The following is a 17899-nucleotide window of genomic DNA, read 5'->3' on the forward strand; positions in this document are numbered from 1 at the left end:
GACAAACATGTCGGCTGTCAACACCGGGGCCGAGCAGCAGCGGCAGCCGCGCACTACCGTGACGCGTCAACGGCCGCCCGGCCGGTCAGTGGTGCGAGGGGTGATCGCCGAGGAGCTTCGTGGCCAGGACCGCGGCCTGGGTGCGGCGCTCCAGGCCGAGTTTCGCCAGCAGGCTGGAGACGTAGTTCTTGACCGTCTTCTCGGCCAGGAACATGCGGCCGGCGATCTCCCGGTTGGTGAGGCCCTCGGCGACGAACTCCAGGATCCGGCGCTCCTGATCGGTGAGGGACGCCAACTCGCGGGGCTGCTCGACGCCGTTGCGGATGCGTTCCAGGACGCGCTGGGTGACGGCCGGGTCGAGCAGGGACTGGCCGGCCGCGACCCGCCGGACCGCGTCGACCAGGTCGGTGCCGCGGATCTGCTTCAGGACGTACCCGGAGGCGCCGGCCATGATCGCGGCGAAGAGGGCCTCGTCATCCTCGTACGAGGTCAGGATCAGGCCTTTGATCGACGAGTCGACGGCACGCACGTCACGGCAGACGTCGATGCCGTTGCCATCCGGCAGGCGGGCGTCGAGGACTGCCACGTCGGGCCGCAGGGCGGGGATGCGCCGGGCCGCCTCCTGGGCGGAGCCGGACTCGCCGACCACCTCGATGTCGCCGCCCGCCTGGAGCAGGTCGATGAGGCCGCGGCGGACGACCTCGTGGTCGTCGAGGAGAAAGACTCGGATCATGCCTTCTTTCTACCTCGGGACGGTCCCGATGACCCAGGGCCGAAGGTCCCGGCGATAACCTCGACGCGTGGCCGAAGGATCGACTCCCTCGCTAGGGCTGACTCCACTGTCCCGTGTCCGGCTCGACGAGCTGCTGCAGGAGATGCAGAACCGGGTCGGTGACATCGTCACGAGCCGGGAACGGCTGCGGGCTCTGCTGGACGCGGTCGTCGGCATCGGCACCGACCTCGATCTGAACAGCACGCTGCAGCGGATCGTGGAGGCGGCTTGCGCGCTGGCCGACGCCCGGTACGGCGCTCTCGGCGTGCTCGCACCGGACCGCAACAGCCTGTCCGACTTCGTGACGCACGGCATCGATCCGGCGGTCCACGCGAGGATCGGTGACCTGCCGACCGGCCGGGGTGTGCTCGGCCTGCTGATCACGGAGCCGACACCGGTCCGCCTGCCGGACATCACCAGACATCCCAATTCGTACGGCTTCCCGCCCAACCACCCGCCGATGCACAGCTTCCTCGGTGTCCCGGTGCGGACCCGCGACCAGATCTTCGGCAACCTCTACCTGGCCGAGAAGCGGACCGCCGCCCAGTTCACCGACGACGACGAGGAGATCGTGGTGGCGCTGGCCGCCGCGGCCGGTGTGGCGATCGACAACGCCCGCCTCTACGAGCTGGCCCAGCGGCGGCAGCGCTGGCTGGCCGCCGCCTCGGAGATCACCGGCGTGCTCCTGGGCACGGTCAAGCGCACCGAGGCCCTGCGCCTCATCGCCCGGCGCGCCCGTGAGGTGGCCGACGCCGAGATGGTGCTGGTGCTGCTCTTCGAGAGCGAGGGCGACCGCTACCGGATCGAGGTGGTGGAGGGCGGTGACCCGGCGATGACCGGCAAGGCGCTGCCCGCGTTCGACGACTCGTACCGTCTCGTGGAGAACCTGCGCGACGCCGCCGAGTGGCCCTGTGCGGTGCCGGACGGCCCGGCCCTGGTCGCGCCGCTGAAGAGCGGCCCGCAGGGTGTGCTGATCGTGAGCCGTCCAGCCAGCACCGACGACGCCTCGCTGCTGTCGACCTTCGCCGACCAGGCGGCGCTGGCCCTGGAGCGGGCCCGCGCCCAGGAGGAGCGGGAGCTGCTGGCCGTCCTGGAGGACCGCGAGCGGATCGCCCGCGACCTGCACGACGTCGTCATCCAGCGGCTGTTCGCGACCGGTATGCAGCTGCAGGGCGCGATGGCTCCCGGGGTGAGGCCCGAGGTGGTGAACCGGATCAACGCGGCCGTCGACGACCTGGACGCGACGATCAAGGACATCCGCCGGTCGATCTTCGAGCTGCGGGCGCCGGTGGACGCGACGCTGCGCACCGAGCTGCGGGACACCTGCGACGCGGCGCTGGACACGCTCGGGTTCCGGCCGACCCTGGAGACGACGGGACCGGTGGAGAGCGCGGTGCCGGACGACATCGTGCCGGAGCTGATCGCGGTGCTGCGGGAGGCGTTGTCGAACGTGGCCCGGCACGCGCGGGCGAGCAGCGTGCGGGTCTCCGTCCGGGTGGCCGATCAGCACGTGATCCTGCAGGTGGAGGACGACGGGGTGGGTGTCGACCCGGCCCTGGCACGCGGTGGGGTGGTGAACATGGGCGAGCGGGCCGGCGATCTGGGCGGCGAGTTCGAGATCGGCCCGCGGCCCGGCGGCGGCTCCCTGGTGACCTGGCGTGTGCCGGTGTAGGACCTTCGGCCCTTAACGCCACGAAAAGCAGACGGCACCGTGGAGGTATGACCCGCTACGACTCGTCCGACCTATGGCGTGCGGCCGCGGCCGGACTCCAGGCTCCCTCCATGTACAACAGCCAGCCCTGGGCGTTCCGCCTGCGGGACGGCGCCGTCGAGGTGCTCGCGGATCCGGGCCGTCAGCTGACGGTCGCGGACAACGCGGGTTGGGCGATGCGGCTGGCGCTGGGCGCCGCCACGTTCAACGCCCGTCTGGCGCTGGCGTGGGCGGGCACCCCGGCCGAGGTGAAACTGCTGCCGGACAGCACCGAACCGAACCTGATCGCCCGGCTGACCCCGGCGCCGCGCCGGGCGCCCACCTACACCGAACGTGACCTGCACGCCGCGATCGAGCGCCGCTACAGCAACCGGCAGCCGTTCTGGCCGGACCCGGTGCCGGCGGACGTCCGGGTACGGCTGATCGAGGCGGCCAAGGTCGAGGGCGCCTGGCTGGACCTGCTGGTCGGGATGACCGCGCTGACCGGTTTCTCGGAGATCGCGCACAGCGCCGACCGGGTGCTGCGCCGCGATTCCCGTTACCAGGCCGAGCTGGTCGCCTTCACGGACACCGGCTCGGCGTCCGAGGGCATCCCGGAGCTGGCCGCCGCCACGGTGACCGAGGCACAGGACCTGATTCCGCAGCGCAACTTCGGCGGGCGGCGGCGCGCGCCGGGCCGGGACTACGAGCCGGAGCCGCTGGTCGGCATCCTGGGAACGGCCGGCGACCGCAAGCTCGACCAGCTGATGGCCGGTCAGGCGCTGCAGCACGTGCTGCTCACCGCCACCGAGGCGGGCCTGGCCAGTTCGCTGATCTCGCAGCCGATCGAGGTGCCGACGGCCCGCGACCAGCTGCGGCGTTCGCTGGGCCGCTCGGGGTTCCCGCAGATCGCGTTCCGGATCGGGTTCGGCCAGCCGGGTCACCCGTCCCCGCGTCGCGAGGTGGCGGACGTCCTGGTGGGGTGAAGATCATCACTGGCCCAGTTGCCAACTATATGCAACAACCATAGACGGCGAATATATTGGCGCCATGGACGACGTGCAGGCGATGCACATCGCGAACGGGATCATCAACGGCCCCGTCTCGGCGATCTTCATGGTGATAGCGGTGGCGGGCCTGGCGGTGTGCGTCTGGCGCGCCAAGATCGACCTCGACGACCGGCTGGCCCCGATGGCCGGTCTGGTGGCGGCGTTCATCTTCGCCGTGCAGATGCTCAACTTCGGCGTGCTGCCCGGTGTCTCCGGGCACCTGCTCGGCGGCACCCTGGCGGTGATCCTGGTCGGGCCGTGGGTGGGCGCGCTCTGCGTGGCCACCGTGCTGATCGTCCAGTGCCTGATCTTCAGCGACGGGGGCCTGACCGCACTCGGGCTCAACATCACCAACATGGCGCTGATCGGCGCCGCCGCGGCGTACGTCCTCGTCGCCCTTCTTCTCCGGGTCCTGCCGCGGACCACCGCCGGGCTCGGTGCGACCGCGCTGATCGCCTCGGTCATCGGTGTCGTGCTCGCGTCGATGGGCTTCGTCGCCGAATACGCCCTGGGCGGCACCACCGAGCTGTCGCTGGGCGGGATCGCCGCGACCCTGGCCGGTGTGCACACCCTGATCGGCATCGGTGAGGGCCTGATCGCCGCGACCACCGTGGTGACCGTGGCCAAGGTCCGCCCCGACCTGGTCTACGCGCTGCGCGCCTTCCGCAAGCCGACCTACGCGAAAGCGGGATCCGCGGCATGAAGAAGTTCCTGATCGGCGGCCTGCTCGTGGCCCTGCTGCTGGCGGGCGTCGTCTCCAGCTTCGCGTCCGGCAGCCCGGACGGCCTCGACCACGCCGCCCGCGAGGGCTGCACCTTCAACGCCGACGACGAGATCACCGGCGGCACCTGCATGGCCCAGCAGGAGCAGGATCACCAGCTCGCCGGCAGCCCGCTCGCCGACTACGCGCTGCGCGGCATCGACAACGAGTACCTCGCGACCGGTCTGTCCGGCGTGATCGGCGTGCTGGTCACTTTCGCGATCGGCGGCGGCCTCTTCTGGGTGCTGCGCCGCCGGCCCCGGGCCGACGGGTGAACTCGCTGCACCTGAGCGGGACGAGCCCGGTGCACCGGCTCTCCCCCGAGGCGAAGGTCGTGGCGGTGCTGCTCTTCACCGTCGTCGTGGTGCTCACGCCGCGCGAGGAGTTCGCCGCGTTCGCCGGGTACGCGGTCCTGCTCGCCGTGGTCGCGGCCGTCGCCCGGGTACCGGCCGGATGGCTGCTCAAGCGGACCACGATCGAGCTGCCGTTCGTGCTGCTCGCGGTTCTGCTGCCGTTCTTCGGTCACGGCGCGCGGGTCGACTGGCTGGGCCTGTCGCTGTCGGTCGAGGGCCTGTACGGCGCGTGGAACATCTTCGCCAAGGGCACCCTGGGCGTGCTCGCGTCGCTGCTGCTCGCCGCCACCACCACGGCCCGAGACCTGATCCACGGCCTGGACCGGCTGCGCTGCCCGACCGTGATCACCCAGATCATGACGTTCATGCTGCGCTACGTCGACGTGCTGATCGACGACGCCCGCCGGATGCGGATCGCCCGGCTGTCGCGCGGCTACGACCCCCGGTTCCTCTGGCAGGTCAAGGCGTTCGCGGTCGGGGTCGGCGCGCTGTTCCTGCGGTCCTACGAGCGTGGCGAGCGGGTCTACCTGGCGATGCTGTCGCGCGGTTACGCCGGCCGGCTCCCGTCGCCTGCCGCCGGCCCGGCCGCCGCCCGCGAGTGGGCGTTCTCGTCGGCCCTGCCGGTCGCGGCCGCCGGGATCGCCGTCGCGGCGGCCGTCCTAGCATGACCTCATGACCGCGGCGCTCAAGATCACCGGCCTGACGTTCGCCTACCCGGACGGGCGGCAGGCACTGCACGGCGTCGACCTCACCCTCGCCCCCGGCGAGCGGGTCGCGCTGCTCGGGCCCAACGGCGCCGGCAAGACCACCCTGGTGCTGCACCTCAACGGCATCCTGCACGGCGGCGAGGGCAGGGTGGAGATCGGCGGCCTGACGGTCACGCCCGGCGATCGCAAGGCGATCACCGAGATCCGCCGCCGGGTCGGCGTCGTCTTCCAGGACCCCGACGACCAGCTGTTCATGCCGACGGTCGCCGAGGACGTGGCTTTCGGCCCGGCCAATCTGGGTGTACGGGGTGACGAGCTCGACAACCGCGTCACCGAGGCACTCACCGCGGTCGGCATGCTGGAGCACCGCGACCAGATCCCGCACCATCTGTCGTTCGGCCAGCGACGCCGGGTGGCCGTGGCGACGGTGCTGGCGATGCGCCCGGAGATCCTGGTGCTCGACGAGCCGTCGTCGAACCTCGACCCGGCCAGCCGGCGCGAGCTGGCCGAGATCATCGAGTCGTTGCCGGTGACCGTGCTGATGGTGACGCACGATCTGCCGTACGCGCTGGAGCTGTGCCCCCGCTCGGTGATCCTGGACGCCGGCCGGATCGTCGCCGACGCCCCCACCGGCGAGCTGCTGGCCGACCGCGACCTGATGGCCGCGCACCGCCTGGAGCTCCCGTTCGGCTTCGACCCCGCGACGGTTCGCCGCGGGGTCGCGTAGCCGGGGTCTCAGGCGGCCTTCGAGAGGGGTGCCGCCTCGCGCAGGCCGCTCACCAGCGCCTGCCAGGTCTGCGGGCCGACCACGCCGTCGACCTCGATCGTCGTGCCACTGCCGCGGATGGTCCGCTGGAGATCGCGGATCGCCGCCTCGGTCTTGGGCCCGTAGATGCCGTCGGCACCGTCGAGGGCGAATTCCTCCTGCAGTCCGCGCACCGCGCTGCCCCGCATCCCGGGCCGTACCGGTACCAGAAGCGCATGCCACGTGGCGGCATCGACCACCCCGTCGTCGGGCAGGTTCTTGGCCCGCTGAACGGCGCGTACCGCGTCGCCGGTCTCGGAGCCGAAAACGCCGTCAACGGTGACCGTGTGACCGTGGGCGAGCAGCAGGTACTGCAGTGTCTGCACCGGGTGGTCAGTGGAGCCCTGCCGGGTCGTCGGCCAGGGGTTCAGGGTGGCGGGCATACGGGGATCCCCTTCCTCATCGTCGAGCGACGGGTATGTGCTCCCCTCACTTTCGCTGCCCGCGCCGATGATTGAAAGGGTGAGACAGGTCTCGACCGCAGTTTCGCAAGAAATCATTTCCGGCGGCTGACCGATTCGCGAACTCCAATAGGCGAACCGCGCGCGAATCTGTTAATTCGCGCGCGGTAACGCTCATCTACGTGCACCCTGCAGTGGGATTTCCCACCGCCGTGAACACCACCGGGATCGGCTCAGTGTTCGGCTCAGTGTTCGGCCCAGTCGCCGAGCGACCAGTCCCGCACCTCGGGCATGTCCTCCAGGTGCTCGACCACGTACTTCTCGTGCTTCGCCAGCTGCGCCTCGCACCAGTTCTTCAGGTCGGTGGCGCCGGCCGGCAACCGCTTGGCGTTGTTGATCGCGTCCATCACCAGGTGGTAGCGCGAGGCCCGATTGCGGACCGTCATGTCGAACGGCGTGGTCGTGGTGCCCTGCTCGATGAAGCCGCGCACCCGGAACCGGTCGGCGTCCGGACGGCCGTGGACCAGCTGGTGGATGGCGCCCGGGTAGCCGTGGAAGCTGAAGACGACGTCGACGTGGTCGGTGAACAGCTCGCGGAACATGGTCTCGCTCATGCCGTGCGGGTGGTCCTTCGGCCGCGGCAGGGTCATCAGGTTGACCACGTTCACCACGCGGACCTTGAGCTGCGGCAGCTTCTCCATCAGGATCCGCGCGGCAGCCACGGTCTCCATGGTCACCACGTCGCCGGCACAGGCCAGGACGATGTCCGGGTCGCTGCCGCCGTCGTCGGTGCCGGCCCACTCCCAGATGCCGGCGCCCCTGGCGCAGTGCTCGATCGCCTGATCCATGTCGAGCCACTGCAACTGGGGCTGCTTGTCGATGACGATCAGATTGACGTACGACCGTGAGCGGAAGCAGTGGTCGGCGACCGAGAGAAGCGTGTTCGCATCCGGCGGCAGGTAGACGCGGGCCACGTTGCCCCGCTGGTTGAGCACCACCTGGATCAGGCCGGGTCCCTGGTGCGAGAAGCCGTTGTGGTCGTTGCGCCAGGCCGTCGAGGTGAGCAGGATGTTCAGGCTCGGCACCTTGGCCCGCCACGGCAGGTGCGACGCCTCCTGCAGCCACTTGCCGTGCTGGACCGTCTGCGAAGCGCTGACCATGGCGAACGCCTCGTAGGTGGCGAACATGCCGTGCCGGCCGGTCAGGTTGTAACCCTCCAGCCAGCCGTGGCAGTTGTGCTCGGACAGCACCTCCATGACCCGGCCGGTGTTGCTGAGCTTCACGTCGTCGCTGGTGACACTCTCCATGAAGGCCCGGTCGGAGACCTCGAAGACGGCGCCGAGCCGGTTGCTGTTCGTCTCGTCCGGGCAGAACAGCCGGAACCGGTCCGGGTTGCGCGTGTAGATGTCGCGCATCATCTCGCCGAGCTTGCGGGTGGACTCGGCACGCAGCTCCGCGGGCCGCTTGACGTCGACGGCGTACTCACGGAAGTCCGGGAGGTCGAGGTCGGCGGTGAGCAGGCCGCCGTTGGCGTGCGGGCTCGCGCTCATCCGCAGCGAGCCGGGCGGCGCGAGCTCCCGGATCTTGCCGACCGGGGCGCCGGTGGCGTCGAAGAGCTCCTCCGGCCGGTACGACTTCAGCCACTTCTCCAGCTCGGCGAGGTGCTCGTCGTTGCCCTTGACGCCGGAGAGCGGGACCTGGTGCGAGCGCCACGTGCCGGTCACCGTGATCCCGTCGATCTTGCCGGGGCCGGTCCAGCCCTTGGGCGTACGCATGATGATCAAAGGCCACCGGGGGCGGCTGCCGTCCCACGTACCGCCGCGGGCCTGGCTCTGAATGGACTTGATCTTGCCCCAGGCCTCGGCCAGCAGCGCCGCGAACCGCGTGTGCATGCCGGGCAGGTCCTCGCCCTCGATCTCGAGGACGTCGTAGCCGTGACCCTCCAGGAGTTTGCGCACCTCGGCCGGATCCTTGCGGGCCAGAACGGTCGGGCCGGCGATCTTCGCGCCGTTGAGGTGCAGGATCGGCAGGACCGCGCCGTCGTGCGCCGGGTTGAGGAAGGAGATGCCCTTCCACGAGCCTTCGAGGGGGCCAGTCTCGGCCTCGCCGTCACCGACGACGGCGATCGCCAGCAGGTCCGGGTTGTCCATCACCGAACCGAACGCGTGCACCAGCACGTAGCCGAGCTCGCCACCCTCGTGGATGCTGCCGGGCGTGGTCACCGACACGTGGCTCGGGATGCCGCCCGGCGAGGAGAACTGGCGGAACAGGCGCAGCAGGCCGCTCTCGTCGAGGCCGACCTTCGGGTACACCTCCGAGTACGTGCCCTCCAGGTAGCCGGCGGCGACCAGGGCCGGACCGCCGTGACCGGGACCGGCCAGGTAGATGGCCTGCTGCCCGGTGTGCTTGATCAGCCGGGACACATGGGCGTAGACGAACGACAGACCCGGGCTGGTCCCCCAGTGGCCGAGCAGCCGGGGCTTGATGTGCTCGGACTTCAGCGGCTCGCGCAGCAGCGGATTGCCCTGCAGATAGATCTGTCCGACGGTCAGGTAGTTGTTGGCCCGCCACCAGGCGTCGAGGCTCGCGACCTCGGCATCGTCCGGAGCGGCGAGCCTCCGCACGAGTTCCTGGTCGAAAGTGGCGGCCCGGTTGTCCGAAACGGCGGTCACGGTCATTCCTCTCGGGTGGTGTTCTCGAGTTCCTGACTGGTCACGATCAACGTATCGGCGGTGCGAATCGGCGACACGGGTCTTTCGGCCCCTCCGGCCGGGCCTGACGTAAAGTGGCACGCGGTGTGCCGGGAAGCCTGGTCGGCGAGTGTTCACTCATGCCCGGAGGTCGACCATGACGCTGTTCTCGCTCGGTTCCTGGCCGGAGGCCCGCCGGATCGCCGACGTGCTGCGCACCGAGACGGTCGGCGGCGTGCTCCTGCTCGGCGCCACGATCGTGGCGCTGATCTGGGCGAACTCCCCATGGGGAAACTTTTACCAGGATTTGTCGGCGCTCCGGGTCGGCCCGGCGCAATGGCACCTGAACCTCTCCCTCGCCGCGTGGGCCGCCGACGGCCTGCTGGCGATCTTCTTCTTCGTCGCCGGGCTGGAGCTCAAACGCGAGTTCGTCGCCGGCGACCTGCGTGATCCACGCCGGGCGGCCCTGCCGGTGGCGGCGGCGGTCGGCGGCATGATCGCGCCGGCGCTGATCTTCGTGGCCGCCGGGGGCGAACCGCGCGGCTGGGCCGTCCCGACCGCCACCGACATCGCCTTCGCCCTGGCCGTGCTCGCCGTGATCAGCACCCACCTGCCGACCGCACTGCGTACGTTCCTGCTCACCCTCGCGGTCGTCGACGACCTGCTGGCGATCGCCGTCATCGCGGTCTTCTACACCTCCGGTCTGCATCCGCTCCCTCTCCTGTGCGCCGCGGTGGGCGTCGCCGTGTTCGGGCTGCTGGTCCAGCGCGGCCGGACGGCCTGGTGGTTGCTGATGCCGCTGGCTGTCACTGTCTGGGCGCTTACCCACGCATCCGGCATCCACGCAACCGTCGCCGGTGTGGCACTCGCCTTCACGGTCCCGGTGAACGGGCCCGGCGGCATCACCCTCGCCGGACGATTCGAGCACGCGTGGCGCCCGGTCTCGGCCGGTTTCGCGGTGCCGGTGTTCGCCTTCTTCGCCTCTGGCGTGGCCGTCGGCGGCAGCGCCGGAACGGTCACCGTCGCCGTGGTCCTGGCCCTGGTCCTGGGTAAGCCGCTCGGCATCACGGCCGCCACCTGGCTGGTCCAGCGCTTCACCCGGGCCCGGCTCGCCGACGGCCTGAGCTGGTGGGACGTGCTCGGCCTCGGCCTGCTCGGCGGCATCGGCTTCACCGTGTCGCTGCTGATCAGCGAGCTGGCCTTCGGCTCCGGCAGCACCCTCGACGACCAGGCGAAACTCGGCGTGCTGACGGGTTCGCTGCTGGCCGCCCTGCTGGCCACCGTGGTGCTGCGGATCCGCAACCGCCACTACCGGCGGCTGCGTGCCACCGAGGAGGCCGACGACGACGCCGACGGGATTCCGGACATCTATCAGAAGTGATGCCCCGGCGGGGTGCCAGACTGGAGGGCGATGGCTACCACTCCGGATGATCCGCACATCCACGTCGAGGCCGGCGCGCGTTCCAGCGCGGCCGCCCGCAACCTGCTCGCGTCCACGTTCGGCTTGGTCGCCGAGCTCCCGGCGCAGGTGGCGACCGGCTGCGGCCGCCAGGTGCCGCGCGCCATGACGTCCGGGGTCCCGGAGAGCGTCACCTGCCTGCCCTGCCGCGAACACGCCGCCGAGCAGCACCTGCGCCTCGCCGACCTGGCCGCGACCCTCGGCCCCCTGCCCGGCTCTCCGATCAGCGTCGCCGACGCACACCAGGCCGCCGCCCATCACCGCGACCTGGCCCGGCGCTTCGATACTTAAGTCGCGGATTCATAGACCTCAGCCAACTACAGATCAAGACCATTCGTTCGTACGTTCGACGCATGCGAACCGGGCCTCTCGAAACCTCCTCGCGGGCCCTGGGCCCCGACCTGGCACGCGGTCTCATGCTGCTGTTCATCGCGCTGGCCAACACGCACTACTTCCTGCGTGCCCCGTCCGTCCTGGGCGGCTACCCACGGGACGGCTCGGCCGTCGACCGGGCCGTGACCTGGCTGCTCGCCACGTTCGTCGACGGGCGGGCGTTCCCGATGTTCGGCCTGCTCTTCGGCTACGGCGTCGCCCGGATCGTGCACCGCCAGATCGTGCACCGCCAGGCCGCGCCCCACCCGGCAGCACACCACCCGGAGCCGGACCGCCCGGGTGTCCGCGGCGCCCGGAGGCGGGACCGCCGGGCCGTCCGGCGGCTGCTATGGCGCCGGGCCGCCGCCCTGATCGTGATCGGCCTGGTCGACGCGGTGCTGTTCTATGTCGGTGACATCCTGGCCGCCTACGGCGTGCTGCTGTTCATCGGCGCCTGGCTGGTCTTCCTGCGTGACCGCTGGCTGATCGTCGTCGCCGTCGTCTTCTTCGTCCTCACCGCCCTGCCGAACGCCGACCTGTCGGTGATCAGTCCGGCCGGCCCCGACGCGGCGATGCTGCCCACGGCTGTGTCCGCCCTGATCCCGGATCGTCTGCCGGTCGCCCTGCTCGTCGCGGCGCTGGGCCCGCTCGGCTTCCTGTGCCCGTTCGCGATAGGCCTGCTGGCGGGCCGCCGCCGCATCCTGGAGCACCCGGACCGCCATCGGCGGCTTCTGCCGGCCGCCGCCGCGGGCGGTCTCGGCGCCGCGGTCCTGGGCGCTCAGCCGATCGCCCTGCTCCTGGCGGGCGTGACCACGCCCCCGGCCCAGCCCGCACTGGAACAGCTGGCCGCCCTGCACGGCGCCACCGGGACACTGGGCGGCCTCGGATACGCGGCCCTGTTGTCGCTCGTGGCCCTCCGCCTGCGGCGGCCAGGACCGGTGTCCCGGGCTGTGGCAGCGGCCGGCCAGCGGTCGATGACCTGCTACCTCCTGCAGTCGGTGACGTGGGCGGTGGTGTTCACCCCGTTCCTGCTCGACCTGTCCGGCACGCTGACCGTGACGGGCACGGCCGTGCTGGCCACCGCCACCTGGCTGGCCACCGTCCTGATCGCCGACCGGATGCGGGCCGCCGGCCACCGGGGCCCGTTCGAGACGCTGACACGGCGTTGCACTTATGGCTGGCTTCGCGTGCAGGAGACGCACCATGGCAGGCTCGAGGCCGAATCCGCCGACAAAGTGAGGCGAACCGATGAGCATGGCAATGCTGGAGTACCCAGAACCCTGGACCGAAGAGGAATTCTTCGCGCTCCGTGAGACCCCCAATCGGATCGAACCGATCGATGGGAGCCCGTGGGTCAGCCCCGCGCCGAGCAAACGCCATCAGTACCTCGCCTACCTACTCGCCGTCGGGTTGTACGCACCCGCCGAAGAAACCGGGCTCCTGGTGCTGCAGGGCGTCAATCTGCGGCTCGCGGGCGGGCGCATCGTCCAGCCCGACATCGTCGTGGCCGACACCGACGATCTCGGGACGACGGTCGAGGCGGCCGAGGCCCACCTCGTCGTCGAAGTGGTGTCGCCGGGACGGACCGGCTGCTCAAGCCACAGCTGTACGCCGCGGCCGGCATCGGCTGGTACCTACGGGTGGAACAGCCGGAGGACTCGGTCGAACTGCACCTGCACCGCCTGGCCGACGGCTGCTACGGCCAGGCCGAGGTCGCGGGCCCCGGCCAGACCTTGGCTTCCGAGGAGCCGTTCCCGTTCGCCATCGACGTGGCGTCCCTGACCCGTCGCCGCCGAGTCTGACAGCCGGACCACGACTCGACCTCGCCGCAAGCGGCGACTGCCGCTCCCGCGGCCTGGCCCCGCCTCGTCCGACGACAGCTCGAAATATCTGGACCACTCACCCGCTGGCGCCGCTGCCGGGCCCGTACGACCCGTCGGCCACCGCAGCCGGACACTGCTCTCACCCGGTGACACCACTCCTGGGCTGCACATCTTCGGCAGCCATGGCCGGGCATCGCTCCCCCGCTGGCACCGCTGCCGGGGCTGCACATCCGTCGGCAGCCGCCGCTGGGCACGGTCTACCGGTGAGCGCCGCCACCGAGCAGGTCGGCGAGGGCGGGTTCCAGTTCCGGATGGGTGAACTCGAACCCGGCGTCGCGGAGGCGGGCCGGTACGCAGTGGCGGCCGGTCAGAGCCAGCATCGGGTCGGCGCGCATGAACACCGAGCCGACCCGGACCAGGGGCGCGGGGGCCGGCAGCCCGACGGGGCGGTGCAGCGTCCGGCGGAAGGCCGCCATGAGGTCGCTGTTGCGAACCGGTTCGGGCGAGGTGGCGTGGACGATGCCGGACAGGCCGGGATCGTCCAGGCAGCGGCGCACGATCGCGCACAGGTCGTCGACATGCAGCCAGCTGATCCACTGCCGGCCACTGCCCATCCGGCCGCCGAGACCCCACCGCACGAAGCCCGCGATCCGGTCGAAGGCGGGCGTGCCGGGGTCGAAGACGATGCCGGTGCGCAGCGTGACCCGGCGCGCCGCGATGATCTCCGCCGAGGCCTCCTCCCAGGCACGGGCCACACCGGCCATCTGCGGCGGCCCGTCGGCGGGCGGGGCGGACTCGTCGAGCACGGACTCACCGGCATCGCCGTAGATCGCCAGCGTGCTCATCTGCACGAGCACCCGCGGTGGCCCGTCCAGGCTCGCGCAGGCGCGCGCCAGTGCCCGGGTGGGTTCGGTCCGGGAACGGGTCAGCAGCTCGATGTTGGCAGGTGTCGCCGGACGGAACACCAGCTCACCGCAGAGATTGACCAGGGCGGCGCCGGACAGTTCGGCAGCCCAGGATCCGACGGTCCGGCCGTCCCAGCGCACATGGCGACCCCATCGGACGGGCGTTGCCGATCGGCTCAGGACGACCACGTCGACACCTCGGCCGATCAGGTCACGGGCGATCCGCTGCCCGAGCGAGCCGGACCCGCCGGCGATCACGACCCTCATCGGCTCGCGACGGTGGACAGGCCACCGGCGGCCCGCACCGCCATCGACGGGAGAGGCTTCCACACCGCTGCCAGGTCGCGCATCAGCAACCCGCAGTCGAGCGTCGCGGACCCCGGCGGGAAGCGGTCCGGGTCGTCGAAGAAGGTAGACCGCACCGAGACCAGCTCGACCGCCGTGACCGGCAAGATCGGCTGCGGCATACCGGGTGTGACCGCTTGCCAGGCCGGGGCGTACAACTCCACGCCGTCCAGGCGGCCCGGATCGGGGGTGACCGAGTATCCCGCCGATCCGCGCCGGAAGAACTCCGATGCCTGAACGAGGTCGCCGAAGAGCCGGCTGCCCGGTAGCCCGGCCGCGCCCGCACCCGGCAACGCTCCCTCGCTCGACAAGGCGCCCTCACCCGACAAGGCCCCCTCGTCCTGACGAAGCGCCCTCGCTGGGGCGGAGCTGCCGGGTGAACCCGCACTGCTGGGTGAGAACGCGATGCCGGATGAGGACGCGCTGCCGGACGAAATCGGACTGCCGGACGAAACCGCACCGCCGGACGAAACCGCACCGCCAGGCGAAACCGCACCGCCAGGCGAAACCGGACCGCCGGACGGAACCGGACCGCCGGGTGAGGACGCTTTGCCGGCGATCCGCACGTGGACGCCGGCACTCGTCGCGTCGGCCGGATCGGTGAAATCGATCCGCAGTTCCGCAGGAGTCTCGTGCACGTCGAACCGGCTGAGATGGTGCCGCCCAGGGAACACCCGCCCGCCGGCGACGGCGTTGATCCGGGAGCCGGTGTCGCGACGCGGGATGTAGACGCCGTAGGCGACGCCGTCGGGCGTGTCCCACTCGACCGCGATCCGGTGCGCGGCGTTCTCACTGCCCGGCCCGAGCGGCGCTGGCACGAACAGCGGCCGCGTCCGGCCCAGCCGGATCAGGCAGATCCCGGACACCGCCCACCCCTCGACGATCTGCGGCCGCATCGGGGCGGGCACCAGCCGGGCGGTGATCTCCGGGTCCGTGCGGTAGTTGATCAGGAGGCGACGCTCGACCCGACTCGTCAGGCGCGGGGTTCTCATCTCAGTCCTCCAACGGTGCCGGCCACCATGATTGAGCGGTCGCTCAAACCTGAGCCTAGAGCAGTTTAAGCAGTCGCTCAACCAGGATGCCGAATCGAGTACCAGCAGCGTGCGATCAGACAGGCCGCCGAACTGATCAAGATCGACGGGCAGGAGCGCAAGGGACGAGCAGGAGCGCAAGAAACGCCCGGCCCCGGCACCCGCGGCCACAACGCCCTGCCGCCCCGGTGCCGGCGGTGGGCGGCGGGCCTGTGCCGACCGCAGCGGCTGGTCGCTGATTCCCCAGCGCCGGACACGGTGAGAACGGCAGCTCGCCGAACCCGGAACGCCGGACACGGTGAGAACGGCAGCTCGCCGAACCCGGAACGCCGGACACGGTGAGAACGGCTGCTCGCCGAACCCGGAACGCCGGACACGGTGAGAACGGCAGCTCGCCGAACCCGAGGCGTCAGGCGCTGTGAGAACACGGAAGCGCCCGGCACCGCCGGAGGGCGGTGCCGGGCGCTCCGGGCTGCTAACCCAGGGTGAGGGTGCAGCTGTCCTCGTCGGCGGGCAGGTCGGTGACGGTGTCGCCGAGGCGGACGCGCCAGGGCAGCGCGTCGCCCATCCGGCCGATCACGATGCGGGAGCCCTCGCGGGCGACGGTGAACACCGTGTCGGCGCTGTTCAGGCCCGGGACGACGACCGCGGTACGGCCCTCGGCCGGTTCGAAGAGGTGCAGGGTGACGCCGTCGCGGTAGTCGTAGTCGGGGCGGTCCTCGCGGGCGCCCACCGGCAGGACCGTGCCGGGGCGGACCAGCAGCGGAGCGGTGTCGAAGCCGTGGGTCTCGGTCACCCAGGAGGGGCCCTCGATGACGTCCGCCGTGCCGGTGGCCGGCAGATAGCGGGTCCACCGGCCGGCCGGAACGTAGTAGGAGACCTCTCCCCCGGCCGAGAACACCGGTGCCACCAGCAGGTTCTCCCCGAGCATGTACTGCCGGTCGAGGTGGGTGACGGCCTGGTCGGCGGGGAACGCCACGGCCATCGGGCGCATCACGGGCAGGCCGGTCCGGTGCGCCTCGACGGCGGCTCCGTAGATGTACGGCATGAGCCGGTGCTTCAGGTGCGTGAAGGACCTGAGCACGTCGACGGCTTCCTCGTCGAAGAGCCACGGCACGCGGTACGACGAACTGCCGTGCAACCGGCTGTGCGACGACAACAGCCCGAACGCCACCCAGCGCTTGAACACCGCCGGGTCGGGCATGCCCTCGAAACCGCCGATGTCGTGGCTCCAGAAGCCGAAGCCGGACGACATGAGGGACAGTCCGCCACGCAGGCTCTCCGCCATCGACTCGAAGGTGCTGGAGTTGTCGCCGCCCCAGTGGACCGGGAACTGCTGACCGCCGACGGTCGCCGAGCGGGCGAACAGCACGGCCTCGCCCTCGCCCTTGACCTCGCGCAGCACGTCGAACACGACCTGGTTGTAGAGCTGCGTGTAGTAGTTGTGCATACGTTCCGGGTCGGAGCCGTCGTGCCACACCACGTCGGTCGGCACCCGTTCGCCGAAGTCCGACTTGAACGCGTCGACACCCATCTCGGCCAGGCCGCGCAGCTTGCCGGCGTACCACTGGCGGGCCTCGGGGTTGGTGAAGTCGACCAGGCCCATGCCGGCCTGCCACAGGTCCCACTGGAAGACATCCCCGTTGGGACGTTTCACCAGGTAACCCTTTTCAGCGCCCTCGGCGAACAGCGGGGAGCGCTGCGCTATGTACGGGTTGATCCACAGGCAGGTGCGCAGGCCCCGGTCGGCGAGCCGCTTGAGCATGCCCGGCGGGTCGGGGAACACGCGCGAGTCCCATTCGAAGTCGCACCAGTTGAACTCGCGCATCCAGAAGCAGTCGAAGTGGAACACCGACAGGGGCAGGTTGCGGTCGGACATGCCGCCGACGAACTTGTTGACCGTCTCCTCGTCGTACGACGTGGTGAAGCTGGTCGTCAGCCACAGGCCGAAGGACCATGCGGGCGGCAGCGCGGGACGGCCGGTCAGCGCGGTGTACTTGCGGATGACGTCGGCCGGCGTGGGACCGTAGACGACCAGGTAGGACAGCCGCTGCCCGGCGACGCTGAACTGGGTACGGGTGACCATCTCGGAGGCGACCTCGAAGGACACCTTGCCGGGGTGGTCGACGAGTACTCCGTACCCACCGTTGGTGAAGTAGAAAGGCACGTTCTTGTAGGACTGCTCGGAGCTGGTGCCGCCGTCCTCGTTCCAGATGTCGACGGTCTGACCGTTCTTGACCAGTGGCCCGAACCGCTCCCCCAGTCCGTAGACGACATGGCCGACGCCGAGGTCGAGCTGCTCGTGGATGTACTGGCCGTCAGGGCCGGTCGCGACGCCGATGCCCTTCCAGCCGCTGCCGGTCAGCCGGCGCCCGTCGGCGAGGAAGTCGAGCGCCCAGTGGTCGCCGTCGGAGAACCGGGCGGTCAGCGCGCCCGAGGTGATCGACGTGTTGTCGACCGACACGTCGCCTGACGACTCCGATATCGCGAAATTCGGGAACTTGGAGCGCTCTCCCTGATAGTTCTCGATGGTGACCCTGATGACGTCGGGGGCGGGGGCGGTGCACGTGACGGTGATGAGCGGCGCGTTCAGCGTGTCACCGCGGTGCTCGATGCGCCGGGTCGCCGCCCACGCGGTCAGCGAGTCCGGACCGGGCCGGGTGTCCTGCAGGTGCGCGGGGTGCAGCACGGTGAAGCCCTCGCGCTTGCGCCAATAGCCGTCGGTGAACTTCATGAA

At 70.7% G+C, this 17899-nt stretch carries 16 protein-coding genes and 1 pseudogene; 11 read left to right on the forward strand and 6 right to left on the reverse strand.

The window, feature by feature from the left end:
• Nucleotides 1-85: 85 nt before the first annotated feature.
• Nucleotides 86-733 (reverse strand): response regulator, encoded by a 648-nt coding sequence (locus CLV67_RS47385; protein WP_106330560.1) that lies wholly within the window; start codon nt 731-733, stop codon nt 86-88.
• A gap of 67 nt (nt 734-800) precedes the next feature.
• On the opposite strand from CLV67_RS47385, the gene CLV67_RS47390 reads away from it, so the two are divergent.
• The 6 genes from CLV67_RS47390 to CLV67_RS47415 all read left to right on the forward strand — a co-directional run bounded on the left by CLV67_RS47390 (nt 801) and on the right by CLV67_RS47415 (nt 6058).
• On the forward strand, nt 801-2444 hold the full coding sequence (locus CLV67_RS47390; protein ID WP_106330561.1) for a GAF domain-containing sensor histidine kinase: 1644 nt from the start codon (nt 801-803) through the stop codon (nt 2442-2444).
• A 47-nt stretch (nt 2445-2491) separates the two neighbouring features.
• Nucleotides 2492-3448 carry an Acg family FMN-binding oxidoreductase gene (locus CLV67_RS47395; protein ID WP_106330562.1) on the forward strand — a complete coding sequence of 319 codons (957 nt, stop codon included), beginning with the start codon at nt 2492-2494 and terminating at the stop codon, nt 3446-3448.
• 64 nt (nt 3449-3512) lie between these two features.
• Nucleotides 3513-4214 (forward strand): energy-coupling factor ABC transporter permease, encoded by a 702-nt coding sequence (locus CLV67_RS47400; RefSeq protein ID WP_203737818.1) that lies wholly within the window; start codon nt 3513-3515, stop codon nt 4212-4214.
• Nucleotides 4211-4546, forward strand: coding sequence for a PDGLE domain-containing protein (locus tag CLV67_RS47405; protein WP_106330563.1), 336 nt, complete (start codon nt 4211-4213; stop codon nt 4544-4546). Before CLV67_RS47400 ends, CLV67_RS47405 begins: the two co-directional genes overlap by 4 nt.
• Nucleotides 4543-5292, forward strand: a complete 750-nt coding sequence (gene cbiQ, locus CLV67_RS47410; protein WP_106330564.1) for a cobalt ECF transporter T component CbiQ — start codon at nt 4543-4545, stop codon at nt 5290-5292. The genes CLV67_RS47405 and cbiQ overlap by 4 nt, the downstream gene beginning before the upstream one ends.
• Before the next feature lie 4 nt (nt 5293-5296).
• Entirely contained in the window at nt 5297-6058 is a 762-nt protein-coding gene (locus CLV67_RS47415) for an energy-coupling factor ABC transporter ATP-binding protein (RefSeq protein WP_106330565.1), read from the forward strand.
• Nucleotides 6059-6066: 8 nt separating this feature from the next.
• Here the strand turns inward: CLV67_RS47415 and CLV67_RS47420 are convergent, their stop codons facing one another.
• Both CLV67_RS47420 and CLV67_RS47425 read right to left on the reverse strand, forming a co-directional pair.
• Complete coding sequence (locus CLV67_RS47420; RefSeq protein WP_106330566.1) at nt 6067-6519, reverse strand: peptidoglycan-binding domain-containing protein; 453 nt, start codon at nt 6517-6519, stop codon at nt 6067-6069.
• 263 nt (nt 6520-6782) lie between these two features.
• On the reverse strand, nt 6783-9215 hold the full coding sequence (locus tag CLV67_RS47425; RefSeq protein ID WP_106330567.1) for a phosphoketolase family protein: 2433 nt from the start codon (nt 9213-9215) through the stop codon (nt 6783-6785).
• 169 nt (nt 9216-9384) lie between these two features.
• Between CLV67_RS47425 and nhaA the strand changes: the two genes are divergently transcribed.
• From nhaA to CLV67_RS54650, 5 genes and pseudogenes are all read left to right on the forward strand, one after another.
• The gene (gene nhaA, locus CLV67_RS47430) at nt 9385-10608 is read left to right on the forward strand and encodes a Na+/H+ antiporter NhaA (protein ID WP_106330568.1); all 1224 of its coding nucleotides are present in this window, start codon (nt 9385-9387) and stop codon (nt 10606-10608) included.
• A gap of 30 nt (nt 10609-10638) precedes the next feature.
• A complete protein-coding gene (locus CLV67_RS47435; protein ID WP_106330569.1) occupies nt 10639-10977 on the forward strand; it encodes a hypothetical protein in 339 nt (112 codons plus the stop codon).
• Between the two features lie 62 nt (nt 10978-11039).
• Nucleotides 11040-12371: a DUF418 domain-containing protein gene (locus CLV67_RS47440; RefSeq protein ID WP_106330570.1), complete on the forward strand. Its 1332-nt coding sequence runs from the start codon at nt 11040-11042 to the stop codon at nt 12369-12371.
• A pseudogene (locus CLV67_RS54645) lies at nt 12319-12579 on the forward strand (Uma2 family endonuclease); the annotation flags it as partial. The gene CLV67_RS47440 and the pseudogene CLV67_RS54645, both read left to right, overlap by 53 nt.
• 119 nt (nt 12580-12698) lie before the next feature.
• The gene (locus CLV67_RS54650; RefSeq protein WP_307833906.1) at nt 12699-12860 is read left to right on the forward strand and encodes a hypothetical protein; all 162 of its coding nucleotides are present in this window, start codon (nt 12699-12701) and stop codon (nt 12858-12860) included.
• A 278-nt stretch (nt 12861-13138) separates the two neighbouring features.
• On the opposite strand, the gene CLV67_RS47450 is transcribed toward CLV67_RS54650, so the two are convergent.
• The 3 genes from CLV67_RS47450 to yicI all read right to left on the reverse strand — a co-directional run bounded on the left by CLV67_RS47450 (nt 13139) and on the right by yicI (nt 17896).
• Nucleotides 13139-14053: a TIGR01777 family oxidoreductase gene (locus tag CLV67_RS47450; RefSeq protein ID WP_106330571.1), complete on the reverse strand. Its 915-nt coding sequence runs from the start codon at nt 14051-14053 to the stop codon at nt 13139-13141.
• Nucleotides 14050-15123 (reverse strand): DUF2071 domain-containing protein, encoded by a 1074-nt coding sequence (locus CLV67_RS53025; protein WP_106330572.1) that lies wholly within the window; start codon nt 15121-15123, stop codon nt 14050-14052. The genes CLV67_RS47450 and CLV67_RS53025 overlap by 4 nt, the downstream gene beginning before the upstream one ends.
• Before the next feature lie 514 nt (nt 15124-15637).
• A complete protein-coding gene (yicI, locus tag CLV67_RS47460; RefSeq protein ID WP_106330573.1) occupies nt 15638-17896 on the reverse strand; it encodes an alpha-xylosidase in 2259 nt (752 codons plus the stop codon).
• Nucleotides 17897-17899 lie beyond the last annotated feature (3 nt).

Source organism: Actinoplanes italicus (assembly GCF_003001815.1).
Taxonomy (GTDB): Bacteria; Actinomycetota; Actinomycetes; order Mycobacteriales; family Micromonosporaceae; genus Actinoplanes; species Actinoplanes italicus.

Excerpts from the sequence above, each read along its gene's own strand:
- CLV67_RS47385 (WP_106330560.1), bottom strand. The coding sequence starts at position 733 with ATGATCCGAGTCTTTCTCCTCGACGACCACGAGGTCGTCCGCCGCGGC.
- CLV67_RS47395 (WP_106330562.1), top strand. The coding sequence starts at position 2,492 with ATGACCCGCTACGACTCGTCCGACCTATGGCGTGCGGCCGCGGCCGGA.
- CLV67_RS47400 (WP_203737818.1), top strand. The coding sequence starts at position 3,513 with ATGGACGACGTGCAGGCGATGCACATCGCGAACGGGATCATCAACGGC.
- CLV67_RS47405 (WP_106330563.1), top strand. The coding sequence starts at position 4,211 with ATGAAGAAGTTCCTGATCGGCGGCCTGCTCGTGGCCCTGCTGCTGGCG.
- CLV67_RS47415 (WP_106330565.1), top strand. The coding sequence starts at position 5,297 with ATGACCGCGGCGCTCAAGATCACCGGCCTGACGTTCGCCTACCCGGAC.
- CLV67_RS47420 (WP_106330566.1), bottom strand. The coding sequence starts at position 6,519 with ATGCCCGCCACCCTGAACCCCTGGCCGACGACCCGGCAGGGCTCCACT.
- CLV67_RS47425 (WP_106330567.1), bottom strand. The coding sequence starts at position 9,215 with ATGACCGTGACCGCCGTTTCGGACAACCGGGCCGCCACTTTCGACCAG.
- nhaA (WP_106330568.1), top strand. The coding sequence starts at position 9,385 with ATGACGCTGTTCTCGCTCGGTTCCTGGCCGGAGGCCCGCCGGATCGCC.
- CLV67_RS47435 (WP_106330569.1), top strand. The coding sequence starts at position 10,639 with ATGGCTACCACTCCGGATGATCCGCACATCCACGTCGAGGCCGGCGCG.
- CLV67_RS47440 (WP_106330570.1), top strand. The coding sequence starts at position 11,040 with ATGCGAACCGGGCCTCTCGAAACCTCCTCGCGGGCCCTGGGCCCCGAC.
- CLV67_RS47450 (WP_106330571.1), bottom strand. The coding sequence starts at position 14,053 with ATGAGGGTCGTGATCGCCGGCGGGTCCGGCTCGCTCGGGCAGCGGATC.
- CLV67_RS53025 (WP_106330572.1), bottom strand. The coding sequence starts at position 15,123 with ATGAGAACCCCGCGCCTGACGAGTCGGGTCGAGCGTCGCCTCCTGATC.
- yicI (WP_106330573.1), bottom strand. The coding sequence starts at position 17,896 with ATGAAGTTCACCGACGGCTATTGGCGCAAGCGCGAGGGCTTCACCGTG.